General features: G+C 66.9%; 14 protein-coding genes, 2 tRNA genes and 1 pseudogene. 7 read left to right on the top strand and 10 right to left on the bottom strand.

Annotated features, from left to right (window positions below; all coding sequences use genetic code 11):
- Positions 1-15 precede the first annotated feature (15 nt).
- Positions 16-780 (bottom strand): SDR family oxidoreductase, encoded by a 765-nt coding sequence (locus M2165_RS22510; protein WP_280816800.1) that lies wholly within the window; start codon positions 778-780, stop codon positions 16-18.
- A 67-nt stretch (positions 781-847) separates the two neighbouring features.
- A complete protein-coding gene (gene rnr / locus M2165_RS22515) occupies positions 848-3,121 on the bottom strand; it encodes a ribonuclease R (RefSeq protein ID WP_280817602.1) in 2,274 nt (757 codons plus the stop codon).
- Positions 3,122-3,201: 80 nt separating this feature from the next.
- On the opposite strand from rnr, the gene M2165_RS22520 reads away from it, so the two are divergent.
- The 4 genes from M2165_RS22520 to M2165_RS22535 all read left to right on the top strand — a co-directional run bounded on the left by M2165_RS22520 (position 3,202) and on the right by M2165_RS22535 (position 4,672).
- Positions 3,202-3,286: transfer RNA gene (locus tag M2165_RS22520), tRNA-Leu, on the top strand.
- A 404-nt stretch (positions 3,287-3,690) separates the two neighbouring features.
- On the top strand, positions 3,691-4,083 hold the full coding sequence (locus M2165_RS22525) for a YkvA family protein (protein WP_280816801.1): 393 nt from the start codon (positions 3,691-3,693) through the stop codon (positions 4,081-4,083).
- A gap of 69 nt (positions 4,084-4,152) precedes the next feature.
- The gene (locus M2165_RS22530; protein ID WP_280816802.1) at positions 4,153-4,434 is read left to right on the top strand and encodes a hypothetical protein; all 282 of its coding nucleotides are present in this window, start codon (positions 4,153-4,155) and stop codon (positions 4,432-4,434) included.
- A gap of 40 nt (positions 4,435-4,474) precedes the next feature.
- Positions 4,475-4,672 (top strand): hypothetical protein, encoded by a 198-nt coding sequence (locus M2165_RS22535; protein WP_280816803.1) that lies wholly within the window; start codon positions 4,475-4,477, stop codon positions 4,670-4,672.
- A gap of 87 nt (positions 4,673-4,759) precedes the next feature.
- Here M2165_RS22535 and rimO read toward each other — a convergent pair whose 3' ends face one another.
- The 6 genes and pseudogenes from rimO to M2165_RS22565 all read right to left on the bottom strand — a co-directional run bounded on the left by rimO (position 4,760) and on the right by M2165_RS22565 (position 10,707).
- The gene (gene rimO / locus M2165_RS22540; RefSeq protein ID WP_280816804.1) at positions 4,760-6,166 is read right to left on the bottom strand and encodes a 30S ribosomal protein S12 methylthiotransferase RimO; all 1,407 of its coding nucleotides are present in this window, start codon (positions 6,164-6,166) and stop codon (positions 4,760-4,762) included.
- Positions 6,167-6,205: 39 nt separating this feature from the next.
- Positions 6,206-6,766, bottom strand: coding sequence for a polyhydroxyalkanoate synthesis repressor PhaR (phaR, locus tag M2165_RS22545; RefSeq protein WP_280816805.1), 561 nt, complete (start codon positions 6,764-6,766; stop codon positions 6,206-6,208).
- Between the two features lie 76 nt (positions 6,767-6,842).
- A complete protein-coding gene (locus M2165_RS22550) occupies positions 6,843-7,226 on the bottom strand; it encodes a hypothetical protein (protein WP_280816806.1) in 384 nt (127 codons plus the stop codon).
- 152 nt (positions 7,227-7,378) lie between these two features.
- A tRNA-Val gene (locus M2165_RS22555) sits at positions 7,379-7,455 on the bottom strand.
- Positions 7,456-7,503: 48 nt separating this feature from the next.
- A pseudogene (locus tag M2165_RS22560) lies at positions 7,504-9,640 on the bottom strand (bifunctional (p)ppGpp synthetase/guanosine-3',5'-bis(diphosphate) 3'-pyrophosphohydrolase).
- A gap of 107 nt (positions 9,641-9,747) precedes the next feature.
- Positions 9,748-10,707, bottom strand: coding sequence for an alpha/beta hydrolase (locus tag M2165_RS22565; RefSeq protein ID WP_280816807.1), 960 nt, complete (start codon positions 10,705-10,707; stop codon positions 9,748-9,750).
- 68 nt (positions 10,708-10,775) lie between these two features.
- On the opposite strand from M2165_RS22565, the gene M2165_RS22570 reads away from it, so the two are divergent.
- Complete coding sequence (locus M2165_RS22570) at positions 10,776-11,546, top strand: 3-hydroxybutyrate dehydrogenase (protein WP_280816808.1); 771 nt, start codon at positions 10,776-10,778, stop codon at positions 11,544-11,546.
- Positions 11,547-11,558: 12 nt separating this feature from the next.
- Here the strand turns inward: M2165_RS22570 and M2165_RS22575 are convergent, their stop codons facing one another.
- Together M2165_RS22575 and M2165_RS22580 are read right to left on the bottom strand one after the other, a co-directional pair.
- Positions 11,559-12,269 (bottom strand): SIMPL domain-containing protein, encoded by a 711-nt coding sequence (locus M2165_RS22575; protein ID WP_280816809.1) that lies wholly within the window; start codon positions 12,267-12,269, stop codon positions 11,559-11,561.
- Between the two features lie 66 nt (positions 12,270-12,335).
- Positions 12,336-12,587, bottom strand: coding sequence for a hypothetical protein (locus M2165_RS22580; RefSeq protein WP_280816810.1), 252 nt, complete (start codon positions 12,585-12,587; stop codon positions 12,336-12,338).
- A gap of 277 nt (positions 12,588-12,864) precedes the next feature.
- Between M2165_RS22580 and ompR the strand changes: the two genes are divergently transcribed.
- A complete protein-coding gene (gene ompR / locus M2165_RS22585) occupies positions 12,865-13,596 on the top strand; it encodes a two-component system response regulator OmpR (protein WP_012747691.1) in 732 nt (243 codons plus the stop codon).
- 79 nt (positions 13,597-13,675) lie between these two features.
- On the top strand, positions 13,676-15,082 hold the full coding sequence (locus M2165_RS22590; RefSeq protein WP_280816811.1) for a sensor histidine kinase: 1,407 nt from the start codon (positions 13,676-13,678) through the stop codon (positions 15,080-15,082).
- Positions 15,083-15,097: the final 15 nt, after the last annotated feature.

Raw genomic sequence — 15,097 nt, forward strand, 5'->3', positions numbered from 1 at the left:
GCTCCGCGCCCTGCGTCAGCCGCGGCCGACGAAGGGCATCTTCGTGGCCATGACGGTATGGAACAGCACGTTGGCGTCCAGCGGCAGGTTCGCCATGTAGAGCACGGACTGGCCGACGATCTTCACGTCCATCAGCGGTTCGATCGCGAGTTCGCCGTTCGCCTGCGGCACGCCCTTGGCCATGCGCGCGGCCAGCTCGGTCATGGCATTGCCCACGTCGATCTGCCCCACCGCGATGTCGTACTTGCGTCCGTCGAGGGAGGCGGTCTTGGTCAGGCCCTCGACGCCGTGCTTGGTCGCCGTGTAGGCGGCCGAATTCGGCCGCGGCGCGGTGGCCGAGATCGAGCCGTTGTTGATGATGCGGCCGCCCCTCGGCGTCTGCGCCTTCATCGTGCGGAACGCCTGCTGGATGCAGAAGAACATGCCGCTCAGGTTGATGTCGACCACGCCGCGCCACTGCTCGGGCGTCCAGTCCTCGAAGGGGCCGGGCGGGTTGCCGACGCCGGCGTTGTTGAACAGCAGGTCGACACGGCCGAAGCGCTCCACGGTGGCGGCGAACAGCGCCTGCACGGATTCCGCGCTGGCCACGTCCGTGGGCACCGCGAAGGCGCGCGCACCGGCGCCCGACTCCTCGGCCACCTGCTCGAGCGGCTCGAGGCGGCGCCCGGCGAGCGCCACGCTCCAGCCATCGCCCAGCAATGCCAAGGCCGCGGCACGGCCGATGCCGGTGCCCGCACCCGTGACGATCGCGATGCGGCTCCTGTTGTTGTCCACGCTCATGCTCTGTGTCTCCTTTTCAGCTTGTCGGTGGGGTTGAGTCTGTGTTCGACGGGCACGATGCGGCGCGTCAAGGACGGCGCGGCTTGCGCCCCTTCATCTTGTTGGTGGCCTTCTTGACCGCCGCCTTGAACGCCTGCATCGCGGTCTGGGGTTCCGGCGCCGCGGCGGCCGCGCCGCGCTGCTCGCTGCGCGGCTCGGCGGCGGCGCTCTCGGCCTTGTGGCGCGAACTGCGCTTGGCCGAGGCCTTGACCGGCACGCCTGCGGGGGCCGCACCCTTGTCCTTCATCGCGCGCGTCGTGAGGTCCTCGCCCTCGCGCACGAGGCGGAAGTCGATCTTGCGACCGTCGAGGTCGACGCGGCTCACCTGCACCCGCACGCGCGTGCCGATGGCATAGCGGATGCCGGTGCGCTCGCCGCGCAGTTCCTGGCGCATCTCGTCGAACTTGAAGTATTCGCCGCCGAGTTCGGTGATGTGCACCAGCCCCTCGACGTACATCGCATCGAGCGTCACGAAGATGCCGAAGGTGGTGGCCGCGGTGACCACGCCGCCGTACTCCTCGCCCAGGTGCTCGCGCATGTACTTGCACTTGAGCCAGGCTTCGACGTCGCGGCTCGCCTCGTCGGCGCGGCGCTCGTTGGCGCTGCAATGCAGGCCGGCGGCCTCCCAGGCGAGCACTTCCTTGCTCGGCGCCACGGTGGCCTTCTGCGGCTTGGCCGTCGGTGCCTTGACGCGCGATGCGAGCCGCTTGGCGAGCTTGGCGTGCGCCTCGCCCGGGGTCGGCAGCATCGGCAGCTGGTAGCGCGTGTTGCCCAGGATGGCCTTGATCACGCGATGCACCAGCAGGTCGGGATAGCGCCGGATCGGACTCGTGAAGTGGGTGTAGGCCTCGTAGGCCAGACCGAAGTGGCCGCTGTTGATCGGCGTGTAGATGGCCTGCTGCATCGAACGCAGCAGCATCGTGTGGATCTGCTGCGCATCGGGCCGGTCCTTGGTCGCCTCGGCGATGGCCTGGAACTCGCCGGGGTTCGGATCGTCGGTGATGCTCATGCCGACGCCCATCGCCTTCAGATAGCCGCGCAGGATCTCCTTCTTCTCCGGCGTCGGGCCTTCGTGCACGCGGTACAGCCCCGGGTGCTTGCCTTGCGCGATGAAGTCGGCGCTGCACACGTTGGCCGCGAGCATGGCTTCCTCGATCAGCCGGTGCGCCTCGTTGCGCGTGCGCGGCACGATCTTCTCGATGCGGCCGGCGTCGTCGCAGATGATCTGCGTCTCGGTGGTTTCGAAATCGACCGCGCCGCGCTTGCCGCGCTGCTTGAGCAGTGCCTTGTAGACGTCCGCCAGGTTCAGCAGATCCTTCACGCGCTCCTTGCGCTTGGCCGCCTCCGGACCGCGCGTGTTGCCGAGGATCGCCGCCACTTCGGTGTAGGTGAAGCGTGCGTGGCTGAACATCACGGCCGGATAGAACTGGTAGGCGTAGATCTCGCCGTCCGCAGCCACGAGCATGTCGCACACCATGCAGAGGCGTTCGACCTCGGGGTTCAGCGAGCACAGGCCGTTCGAGAGCTTCTCCGGCAGCATCGGGATCACGCGGCGCGGAAAGTAGACGCTGGTGGCGCGGTCGTAGGCATCGATGTCGATGGCCGAGCCGGTGTGCACATAGGCGCTCACGTCGGCAATGGCCACCAGCAGGCGCCAGCCCTTGCCGCGGCCGACCTTCGCGGGCTCGCAGTACACCGCGTCGTCGAAGTCGCGCGCGTCCTCGCCGTCGATCGTGACCAGCGGCACGTCGGTCAGGTCGATGCGTCCCTTCTTGTCGACGGGACGCACTTTCTCGGGCAGCGCCTTGGCCTCGGCGAGGCAGGCCTCGGAGAACTCGTGCGGCACGCCGTACTTGCGCACCGCGATCTCGATCTCCATGCCGGGATCGTCGATCTCGCCGAGCACTTCCTTCACGCGGCCCACGGGCTGGCCGAACAGCGCCGGCGGCTCGGTGAGCTGCACCACCACCACCTGCCCCACCTTCGCGTGGCCGGTGGCGCCCTTCGGGATCAGGACATCCTGACCGTAGCGCTTGTCCTCGGGTGCGACGAGCCACACGCCGCCTTCATGCAGCAGGCGGCCGATGATCGGCTGCTCCGGACGCTCGACGATCTCGACCACGCGCCCCTCGGGACGACCGCGCCGGTCCTGCCGCACCACGCGCGCCTTGACGCGGTCCTTGTGCAGCACCGCGCGCATCTCGTTGGGCGGCAGATAGATGTCGGCTTCACCGTCGTCGCGCTGCACGAAACCGTGTCCGTCGCGATGTCCTTGAACGGTTCCTTCAAATTCATCCAGCAGTCCGCTGGAATGGCCATTATTTTTGATATGATTCTCTCTTTCCTGAAATTCAAAACATAACTGCTTCGGCAGCTATGTGGGCCCAGATGGCGGAATTGGTAGACGCACTAGTTTCAGGTACTAGCGAGTAACATCGTGGAGGTTCGAGTCCTCTTCTGGGCACCACCCCTACCAAGCTGAAACCCCTGTGAATCGTAGATTCGCAGGGGTTTTTTCTTTGCCCTGGGTACATGATCGAGGGAAGCCTTCCCTCGTGAATGCCGACCGCAGCCAACCCTGGCGCAATCAGCGGCACTCCTGCCCACCCGCACGAACGCTCGCGCTCCTCGAAAGGAACATCCTGCGAAACGCTGATCGACGGCACGGATTCGAACAAGTGGGCTGGTAAGAGTGCGGCGTTCAACCCGCGGCAGAGACCCTGGACGGGTCTGCGTATCGGCCTTGAAGCCGAGACGCACCTTACCACGCGGAGACGAAGGTAAACCGACCGCCGGTCAGCGCATCGCCCAGGCGCCGGCGCATACGATCGTCCGCCTTGCCGCCGTGCCTCTCGTCGTCTTTCATCGACCATGCCCATCCTTCAAAGCATCCGCCAATGGGCGTCGCGAATCAAGCGTGATGCCGTCACCCTGTGGTTCGCCTGCCGCCACCCGGGCACGCCCTGGTTCGCCAAGCTGCTCGCCGCTTTCGTGGTCGCGTACGCACTGAGTCCGATCGACCTGATTCCCGACTTCATTCCCGTGCTGGGCTACCTCGACGACGTTCTCTTGCTGCCCGCCCTCATCTGGCTGAACATCCGACTCGTGCCGGCGGACGTGCTTTCCGAATGTCGCGCGCAAGCGGACCAGTGGATGAAGACCCGGGGCGCCAAGCCGCGGAGCATTGGAGGTGCCGTGCTCGTGGTCATGCTGTGGATCGCGATGGGCGTCGGACTCTGGGCCTGGGTCGCCGGCTTCAGCTGAGTCAAGTCGGCACCCTGCGGCGGTTAATTTACTGTACATTCATACAGTCTTTTAACAAAGGATACCGCCATGTCCGCATCTGCAGAACCCTCACCTCCTGGCCGCAACCATGCACTGAGCGAAGCCCTGGCATGGATTTCGAAGTTCGCGCATGCATGGAAAGCCATCGAGCCGGCGCCGCACTCGCTGAGCATCGACGGCTTCATCATCTGGGGGCCGGTGCTCTACGAAAAGCACGGCAACGAAGACCCGGTGGCACTCGCGGCGCAGCTCTACGGCAAGTCAGGCCGATACTTCAGGTACCTGTATCCCGGTCGGACCTCCGAGGACGAGCGCACCCCTTCGGATTGAGCCGACATCTGCCGTCAGCCCGGACGACTTGGTCCTAGGTGTGGCAAAAGTCACACTTTCAACTCAAAAAGCGTCCGGAAGTAACGCCGATGCGACACATAAAGTTACGTTTAGTTTGAGAATACGTTCATCTAACCAAACGGAAACCATCGTGATCGCTGCATTCACCTTGTTGATCGGCATGTTTCTCGGCGCGCTGTTCATGAGCCTTCTGGTCATCTCGCGCTCGGAAGACTGAGGGCTGCCGGCCGGAACGGCCGCGCCTCCGCCAGTTGAAAAGCCCGCTCGCGCGGGCTTTTCTCTTTCTGAATGACGGAAGTGGTCCTCAGATCGGCAGCGCGATCAGGTCATGACCTTCCGCGCCCACGATGCGCGCGCGCGTGAACTCGCCCACCTTGAGCGTCTTGCTGATCTTCTCAGGCGGCAGCAGCCGCACGGTTCCGTCGATCTCGGGCGCGTCGGCATAGGTGCGCCCCACGCCGCCCTTGCGGCCGAGGGCCGGCGCCGAATCCACCAGCACCTGCATCGTGGCACCGACGCGCTGGCGCAGCTTGGCGATCGACACGGCTTCGGCCACTTCCATGAAGCGGGCGCGGCGCGCCTCGCGCTCTTCGGGCGGCAGCATGCCGGGGATGTCGTTCGCGGTGGCCCCCTCGACGGGGCTGTAGGCAAAGCAGCCGGCGCGGTCGATCTGCGCCTCGCGGATGAAGTCGAGCAGGTGCTCGAATTCCTGCTCGGTCTCTCCCGGGAATCCCGCGATGAAGGTGCTGCGGATCACGAGTTCGGGGCAGACCTCGCGCCAGCGCGCGATGCGCTCGAGGTTCTTCTCGCCGCTCGCGGGACGCTTCATGCGCTTGAGCACGTCAGGGTGGCTGTGCTGCAGCGGCACGTCGAGGTACGGCAGCACCTGGCCGCTGGCCATCAGCGGAATGACTTCGTCGACGCTCGGATACGGGTACACGTAATGCAGCCGGACCCATGCGCCGAAGGGCTCCGCGATTTCGCCGAGCGTGCGGACCAGCTCGAGCATGCGCGTCTTGACCGGCTTGCCGTCCCAGAAGCCGGTGCGGTACTTCACGTCGACGCCGTAGGCCGAGGTGTCCTGGCTGATCACCAGCAGTTCCTTCACGCCGCCCTCGAACAGCGCCTTCGCCTCGCCGAGCACATCGCCGACCGGCCGCGAGACGAGGTCGCCGCGCATCGACGGAATGATGCAGAAGGTGCAGCGGTGGTTGCAGCCTTCGCTGATCTTCAAGTATGCGTAGTGCCGCGGCGTGAGCTTGACGCCGGCGATGCCGAAGGTATTCGGCACCAGATCGATGAAGGGATCGTGCGGCTTCGGCAGGTTGGCGTGCACCGCATCCATGACTTCCTGCGTCGCATGCGGCCCGGTGACGGCGAGCACGCTCGGATGCATCTGCCGAACGAGGTTGCCGCCCTGCTCCCCGGTCTTGGCGCCGAGGCAGCCGGTGACGATCACGCGGCCGTTCTCTGCCAGCGCCTCGCCGATGGTGTCGAGGCTTTCCTTCACCGCATCGTCGATGAAGCCGCAGGTATTGACGATCACCAGGTCCGCGCCTTCGAAGGTCTTGGCGGTCTGGTAGCCCTCGGCACTCAGCTGGGTCAGGATCAGTTCGGAGTCCGTGAGGGCTTTCGGGCAGCCGAGGCTCACGAAGCCGACCTTGGGGGCGGCCGACGTGGCAGTTCGTTCGTGGGAGGCAACTTCGCTCATATGAGCCGTATTGTCCCAGCTATCGGCCGGGCCCGGGATTCAGGGGCGTTTGATGCCGAACGCGCCCAGCACCTGTTCGGTGTTCTTCTGCATCTGTTCCTGCATCTGCAGGAAGACGTTCTTCGACTGCTCCACGTAGTTGCCCATCAGGCCCTGCAGCATCGGCGACTGCATCGTCAGGAAGCGGGACCACATCTCGGGCGTGAGGCCTTCGGCCTTTTCGGCGAGCTGGGCCTGCACTTCGGTCATGGCCTGGATGTTCTTCTCGAGGTACGGGCCCATGTAGCCCTGCATCGCCTGGCCGTAGAAGCGGATGATGTTGGCCAGCACCTGCTCGGTGAACATCGGAGCGCCGCCCGCTTCTTCTTCAAGGATGATCTGCAGCAGGATGCTGCGCGTGAGATCGTCGCCGGTCTTGGCGTCGCGCACCACGAACTGGGCGTTCTGGATGACCAGCTGCTTCACCTCGGTCAGGGTGATGTACGTGGACGTCTCGGTGTCGTAGAGCCTTCGGTTGGGGTACTTCTTGATGACACGTTGCACCGGTTTGACCCCGGACTTCTTGCTCTGCACTGCGCGCTCCTCTACATGGATGCCCATGTCGTGCGGACGATTCTAGGTAGCGGTTTTGCTGCATCGCGACAAGGTTTACCCTGACCGTGCGCCGCCCTCATCTTCAGTCGAGCGACGTCGCATATTCGGCACCGCATGCGCCGCAGCCCGCGGTCTCCGGACGTTCTTCGCTCGCCTCGCGAAAGCGCAGGGGATTCTTCTGTCCGTACACCACCCAGCAGCGCGGGCAATGCTCGTGGCCGGCGGTGGGCAGGTAGGCACGGGCGCGCTGCTCGACGCGTTCCTGCGTCACGGGCACGCCCTGCCGAAGGGCGCGTGCGATTTCGCGCGCGGCCATGGTGTCGGTGCGACCGCTGGCATGGTCGGTGATGCCGTAGGCCGCGCGCGCAAATTCGATGGGGGCTTGCCGGAGCAATGCGGCCAGCCGCTTCTCGGCCTGAGCCCGATCAACCAGCGTTGACCGCGTATTCATCAGATCGCTTATCAAGAAATTTGAGAAAGGCTTGCAGAGTGGCCAAGGTAGCACAACAACCGGGCCATGGTCTTTGTCTGCGCACCGAAAGGACGATGGACGCACCGGGGAACCCGGTGATGCTCTGTTCAAGGAACCCGGTGGTTGGCCGGGAATGAAGCAGAAATTGGTAGGCGCGATTGGACTCGAACCAACGACCCCCACCATGTCAAGGTGGTGCTCTAACCAGCTGAGCTACGCGCCTAAGGATGTGTCCGAGAAGCAGCTATTGTAGCAGGAGAAAACGCACTTTTTAGCGCCGACGTGCAGATCGCACGCCGGTGACCGCCATCACGCTCCCGAGCACCTGCGTCAATCGCGCGGCATCGGAGATCTCGACGGTGAAGGTCATCCATGCCGTTCCCTTGACCGACTGCGTCTGCACGCCGATCACGTTCATCTTTCTCGCGCGCGAACACATCGGAGATGTCGCGCAGCAGACCCTGGCGGTCGGCGGCTTCCACCGCGACGTCGACCGCGTAGACCGGCGACTCGCCGCCCTTCGAGGTACCCCACTCGACGTCGATCACGCGGCCGCTGTCGCGCGAGGCCATCATGCGGAAGTTGCTGCAGTCGGTGCGATGCACGCTGACGCCGTGACCGCGCGTCACGAAGCCGCTGATCGCATCGGGCGGCGCCGGCTTGCAGCACTTGGCCAACTGCGTCATCAGCGAAGACACGCCCACCACCAGCACGCCGCCCTTGCCCGACTTCTCGCTCGCGCGCGGCTTCTTGATGTGCACGCCGTCGTCGGGATTCGGCGCGGGCTCCGGCGGCCGCAGCAGCATCTCGATGTTGCGCAGCGAGAACTCGTCCTTGCCGACCACTTCGAACAGCTGGTCCGCCGACTTGAAGCCCAGTTGCGAGGCGAGGTCCTCGAGCCGCGTTGCGGTCTTGCCTTCGCGCTGCAGCAGCTTCTCGACCGCCTCGCGTCCGCGTGCGACGGTCTCGTGCGTGATCTGCGCGTTGAACCATGCGCGCACCTTGGCGCGTGCGCGATGGCTCGCCAGGTAACCCAGCTCGGCATTGAGCCAGTCGCGCGACGGGCCGCCTTCCTTGGCCGCGATGATCTCCACCGTCTGCCCATTGGACAGCGGCGTGTTGAGCGGCACCATCGCGCCGTCCACGCGCGCACCGCGGCAGCGGTGGCCGAGCGAGGTGTGCACGGTGTAGGCGAAGTCGACCGGCGTCGCGCCCTGCGGCAGTTCGACGATCGCCGCATCGGGCGTGAGCACATAGATGCGGTCGTCGAAAAGCCCCTGCCCCTGCAGGCCGCCGGAAAGATCGCGCTCCCACGCGAGCAGTTGCCGCAGCACCGCGATCTTCGCGTCGTATTCGCCGCTGGCCCACACGCCGGCATAGCCCTTGTGGCCGGCTTCCTTGTAGGCCCAGTGGGCCGCCACGCCGTGCTCGGCATGGTCGTGCATCTCTTCGGTGCGAATCTGAATCTCGATCGGCTTGCCGGGCTTGCCGTCGATCAGCTCGCGCACCACCGTGTGCAGCGACTGGTAGCCATTGGGCTTGGGCCTGGCGATGTAGTCGTCGAACTCCTCGTCGATCGGCTGGAAGTGCGAATGCACCCAGGCCAGCGCCGCATAGCAGTCCTTGACGTCGGGCACCACCACGCGCAGCGCGAGGATGTCGAACACCTGCGCGAAGTCGAGCGACTTGCCGCGCATCTTCTTGACGATGCTGTAGATGTTCTTCGGCCGCCCCTGCACCGTGGCGCGCACGCCCTCGGCCTGCAGTTCCCGCTCGAGCTGCGAGCGCAACTGCTCGACGTGGCCCTCGCGTTCGACGCGCTTCTCGTCGAGCAGCCGCGCGATCAGCTTGTAGGTCTCGGGCTCGAGGAAGCGGAACGAGAGATCCTCGATCTCCCATTTCACCTGCCAGATGCCGAGCCGGTTGGCGAGCGGCGCGAACACCTGCAGCGACTCGCGCGCCACGCTTTCAGGCGCAGGCTGCTTGCTCGCCGCGGCGTGCCGCAACGTCTGCAACCGCGATGCGAGGCGCAGCATCACCACGCGCAGGTCGCGCGAGAACGCGAGCAGCATCTTGCGCACGTTCTCGGTCTGCGCGCCGGCGCCTTCGGCATGGCCCTGCGACGCCGAGCGCGCCTGCTCCTGCACGCGGACCAGCTTGGTGGTCTCGACCGCCAGCGCCGCGAAGTTCTCGCCGAAGACCTTGGCGATCACCTCCTGCGGCCGGTTGAGGTGGGGGCACGCGTAGACAAGGTAGCTCGCCGCCTGCATGGCCTCGGAGCCGCCCATCTTCGCCACGATGGCGGCCACCGCATCGGCATGCGCGAGCGTGTTCTCGCCGGTGTCGAGCGTCTCGTCGGCGATCAGCGGCTCGGCGAAGGCGCGCGCGCGCGCCAGCATGTTCGCCATCACGGGCGTGCGGTCGGCCGTGGCGGCGGACAGCGGATAGTCGACCACGGCCATGTCGGGCGTGGTCGCCGTCTGAAGGTTCGAGGACTCTCGCTTCACGTGGCAGCTCAATCGAACAGGAAGGACACGACGGCGGCGACCTGGGCGGGATCGACGAAGGTGGGCGCATGCCCGACGCCGTCGAACTCGACCAATGTCGCGCGCGGTCCGCGCTGCGTCATGGCCTGTGCGGTCTCGCGCGACAGCAGATCGGACTGTGCGCCGCGCGTCACCAAAGTGCGTGCCGTGATCGCGTCGTAGAGGCTCCACATCACCGCGCCGCCCTGGGCCGCGGCCTCGGGAGTGATGGAACGCAGCGCGACGGCGATCGCGGGGTCGTAATGCAGCAGCCACGGACCGGCAACCTGATCGTCGCCGTCGCGCGGCGCGGCCTTGGCCGCACCGTCGGCCGTGCGCTCGGATGCCGGCACCACCATGTGCCGCGAGAGCGCCAGCCATTGTTCGGGCGTGTGCGGACCGAAGCTGGTGGAGATCGCCCACATCGCATCGGCGGCGGCCTGCAGGCTCTCGTAGCGACCGCCCTGCCCCACGTAGGCGGCGATGCGCTGCAGCGCGGCGGCCTCGATCGTCGGGCCGACGTCGTTGACGACGAAGCGGCGTATCGGCCGCACCAGCGGCAGCTCGCGGTGCCCCGCGAGCACGAAGCCGATCAGCCCGCCCATGCTGGTGCCGAGGTAGTCGAGCGTCTCGATCGGCTGCTCGCGATGCAGTTGCGCGACCAGCGCCAGCATGTCGGCCGCATACACCGGCACCTGGTAGAGCATCGGGTCGCGCAGCCAGTCGCTGCGGCCACGGCCCGCCACGTCCGGGCAGACCACGCGCACGTCGCCGCCGGCACGCGCCACGATGGCGCGGGCCAGCACGTCGAAGTCGCGCCCCTGCCGCGTCAGCCCGTGCACGCAGACCACCACGCGCGCACTGTGCGCGTCGCCCCACTGCCAATAGGCCATGCGATGGCCGCCCTGGGCGTCATCGCACGCCACGTCATGAAGCGTCGGGTCGGTCATGAAAACGAAGTCGTGCTGGTGCGGATAATGGTCTCGTCGCATCCTAATTCATCCGGAGATACATCTTTATGCTCAAAGGCAAAACCGCGCTTGTCACGGGGTCCACCAGCGGCATCGGCCTTGCCATGGCCAAGGCGCTCGCACAGCAAGGCGCCCACGTCGTGCTCAACGGCTTCGGCGATTCCGCGGCCCCCAAGGCCGAGATCGAGGCGCTCGGCGTGCGCGCCGAGTACCACGGCGCCGACATGAGCAAGCCCGACCAGATCGAGGACATGATGAAGTTCGCAGCCGCCAAGTTCGGCCGCGTCGACATCCTCGTCAACAACGCCGGCATCCAGCACGTCGCGAAGGTGGAAGACTTCCCGCCGGAGCGCTGGGACGCGATCATCGCCATCAATCTCACGAGCGCCTTCCACACCACGCGCCTTGCGGTTCCCGCGATGCGCGAGGCCAACTGGGGCCGCATCGTCAACGTCGCCTCGGCCCACGGGCTCGTGGCCTCGGCGCAGAAATCGGCCTACGTGGCGGCCAAGCACGGCATCGTGGGCTTGACCAAGTCGGTGGCACTCGAAACCGCCACCACCGGCATCACCTGCAACGCAATCTGCCCGGGCTGGGTGCTGACGGCGCTGGTGCAGAAGCAGATCGACGATCGCGCGGCGCGCGAAGGCATCTCGGTGGAGCAGGCGAAGAACGAGCTGCTTGGCGAGAAGCAGCCTTCGCTGCAGTTCACCACCGTCGAGCAGCTCGGCGCGCTCGCGGTGTTCTTGTGCTCGCCCGCCGCCGACCAGGTGCGCGGCGTCGCCTGGCAGATGGACGGCGGCTGGACCGCCCAGTGAAGGCGCCTGCGCTTACTTGAGCTGCACCGAGCCCGAGACGGTCACCACCACGCTGGTCTTGCCGGCTTCCACCGGCACCGGCGCGTCGGCCGAGAACGACTTGGCGGCGGCCGCCATCACGCGCGGACGGATCGGGCCGCCGTCGTTCGCATTCACCGAGACCTCGCGCAGCGTGTAGCCGCCGAAGCCGAAGCCCTTCGCGAGTTCGTTGGCCTTCTGCTTGAAGTTCTCGATCGCGATGGTCTGCGCCTCGGTCTCGCTGCGGGCGCGTTGTTCGCGGCTCAGCGCGAAGCCGACGTTGCCCACGTTGAGCGTGCTGATGCGGCCCGCGGTCTGGGTGATGCGCGGGAAGTCGCGGCCCTCGAGCACCATCTCGGCCGTGCCCTGCCAGCCGTTGATCTTGCCCTCGCGGGTATAGCGCGGCGAGAGGCTGAAGTTGCCGGTGCGCACGTCGAGCTGCCCCGGCTGGGCGTTCTTCTTCGCTTCGGCTAGCGCGGCATCGACGGCCGCCTTGAGCTGCGTCTGGACGGTGGCGGCATCGGCGGCGTCGCGGGTGGTGGTCAGCGTCATGCTCAGCAGATCCTGCTGCACCTCCACCGTGCCCGAGGCCGTGAGCTGCAGCACGTTCTGCGGCGGCGCGACCCCGTTCTGGGCCATGGCGCTGCCTGCGCCCGCCGCTGCGGCCAGTGCGATGCAGGCTGCGATCGTTTTCAGTTTTTTCAAGGCGAAATACTCCCTCTTGGGTTGTTGGTGGAGAACAGAAGGCGACCGGCGCGCTGCCGGACCGCGTCAGCGGCGCTGGCTGCGCGGCAGGGTCAGGACCCGCGCGGCCGACATCGGCGGCGCCGGCGCGATCCGCTCGGCCGGCTGGGATTCTGCCGAATTCATCCGCACCGGGGTACCCGGCGGCGCCCATTGCCCCCGCACCTGCTGGCGCAGTTCGTGCAGCTCGGCCGCGGTGAGGCGCCGGCCGGCGGCGGCCTCCTCGCGGCGGATCTCGTCGCGCTGCGCCGCGCGATGGGCCGCCACGGCCTGGCGCACGTCGTTCCGCCGTGCATCCCCTACCGCCAGAAAATCACCACCGGCCCATGCGGGACAGCAGGTGCATGCAACGACGATGGGCAGCGCGGGAAATAAGGTTCTCATTGAGCAAAGATCGACAGTCAGGGCGACTTTGCCATCACCGGGCGAACGTCGGATGACTAGACAGCGAGCGTCCGCAAGTTTTGTAACTTAGTGTCAAACCACCGGCAAATGCGACTCATCCGGACGTCAACGCCTTCAGAATCGGCGCTGTTACAAATTCGACGTTGTAGAAATGACTCAAGTTCCCGCTCGCACCGACAAGATCGTGATCGTCGACGACGACGCCCGCATCCGTGATCTGCTTCGCCGCTACCTGACCCAGGAAGGCTTCGAAGTGATCGTGGCCGAGGACGGCAAGGCGCTCAACCGCATCCTGTTGCGCGACACGGTCGACCTGATCGTGCTCGACCTGATGATGCCCGGCGAGGACGGCCTCTCCGTCTGCCGCCGCCTGCGCGCCGCCAACGATCGCACCCCGATCATCATGCTCACCGCCAAGGGCGAAGACGTCGACCGAATCGTCGGCCTCGAAGTCGGCGCCGACGACTACCTCGGCAAGCCGTTCAACCCGCGCGAGCTGCTGGCCCGCGTGCATGCGGTGCTGCGCCGCCGTCCGCCGCTCGAGGCACCGGGCGCGCCGTCGACCGAGAACGAGACCGTGACCTTCGGTCCCTTCGCCTTCGACCTCGGCTCGCGCACCCTCAAGAAGGACGGCGAGGAACTCTCGCTGACCACCGGCGAATTCGCGATGCTGAAGGCGCTGGTGCGCCATCCGCGCCAGCCGCTGTCGCGCGAAAAGCTGGCCCAGCTGGCGCGCGGCCGCGAGTTCGAGCCCTTCGACCGCAGCCTCGACGTGCAGATCTCGCGCCTGCGCAAGCTGGTCGAGGCCGATGCCGCGGCGCCGCGCTACATCCAGACCGTCTGGGGCGTGGGCTACGTTTTCGTGCCGGACGGCACGGCCTGACCGGCACGAGGTGGTGGCCATCGGCCTGCAATCGGAAAGACGACCCAGCCCAGCCCCGGAGGACGGCGCCCAGGTCACGATGCCGAGCCCGCTCGAGGGCGCCGGCCAGCGCGAGCGCCGCCGCGGGCTGAAGCTCGGCTTCAGCCTGTTCTGGCGCACCTTCTTCCTGCTCGCGCTGCTGCTGATCGGCTGCACCGTCGCCTGGCTGCAGACCTTCCGCTCGCTCGAATACGAACCGCGCGCGATCCAGACCGCGCACCAGATCGCCTCGCTCGTGAACCTCACGCGCGCGGCGCTGGTGTACTCGGACGCCATCACGCGCGTCTCGCTCATCAAGACGCTGGCCGACCAGGAAGGCGTGCGCATCCTGCCGCGCGAGCCCAACGACCGCTTCCAGCCCTACACCAGCGGCGCGCTCGACCAGCGCGTGACCGAGGAGCTGATGCAGCGCCTCGGCGACGGCACCACCGTCGCGAGCCGCGTCAACGACGAGCCCGGCCTCTGGATCGGCTTCACGATCGAGAGCGACGCCTACTGGCTGCTGCTCGACCCCACGCGCTTCAGCCGCGTGGGCGGGCGCACCTGGCTGGTCTGGCTCAGCACGGCAATGGCGCTGTCGCTCGCCGGCGCGGCGCTGATCACGCGGCTCATCAACCTGCCGCTCAAGCAGCTCTCGCGCGCCACCATGCAGGTGCGCGAAGGCGAGTACGAGGCGCACCGGCTCGACGAGAGCGCGCGCACCAACGAGATCCGCGCGGTCAACATCGGCTTCAACCGCATGGCGGACCAGCTCGCCAAGATCGAGCAGGACCGCGCCATCATGCTGGCCGGCATCTCGCACGACCTGCGCACGCCGCTCGCGCGCCTGCGCCTCGAGACCGAGATGAGCGTGCAGGACGAGGATGCGCGCGACCACATGGCGGCCGACATCGCGCAGCTCGACGCGATCATCGACAAGTTCCTCGACTACGCCCGCCCCGACCACGTGGTGCCCCGCCCGGTGCTGCTGCGCGACGTGGTCGACGCCTGCACCTATGCCGTGCAGGACTACGAGGAGATGAACATCCGCGTCGACGTGCCGGCCGACCTGCGCGTGCTCGGCGACGAGGTCGAGCTCACGCGCGTGATCTCCAACCTGGTGGAGAACGCGCGGCGCTACGGCAAGACGCCCGCCACCGGCGTGGCCGACGTGGTGATCCAGGCGCAGGCCAACAACGACGCGGTGCTGATCAAGGTGCGCGACCACGGCGCGGGCGTCGACCCGGTGCTGCTGTCGCAGCTGACCAAGCCCTTCTTCCGCGGCGACGTGGCACGCACCTCGGCCGCGGGCGCCGGGCTCGGGCTGTCGATCGTGGCGAAGAACATCGAGCGCATGGGCGGCACCTTCGCGCTCACCAGCACGCCGGGCCGCGGCCTCGCGGCGCACATCCGCATGCCGCGCGCGATGCCCGACGGCAAGCCCGCCGAGCCGCCCCGCAGGGCCTGATCCGGCCGAGCCGCG

The organism is Variovorax sp. TBS-050B (genome assembly GCF_029893635.1).
In the GTDB taxonomy this organism is placed as follows: Bacteria; Pseudomonadota; Gammaproteobacteria; order Burkholderiales; family Burkholderiaceae_C; genus Variovorax.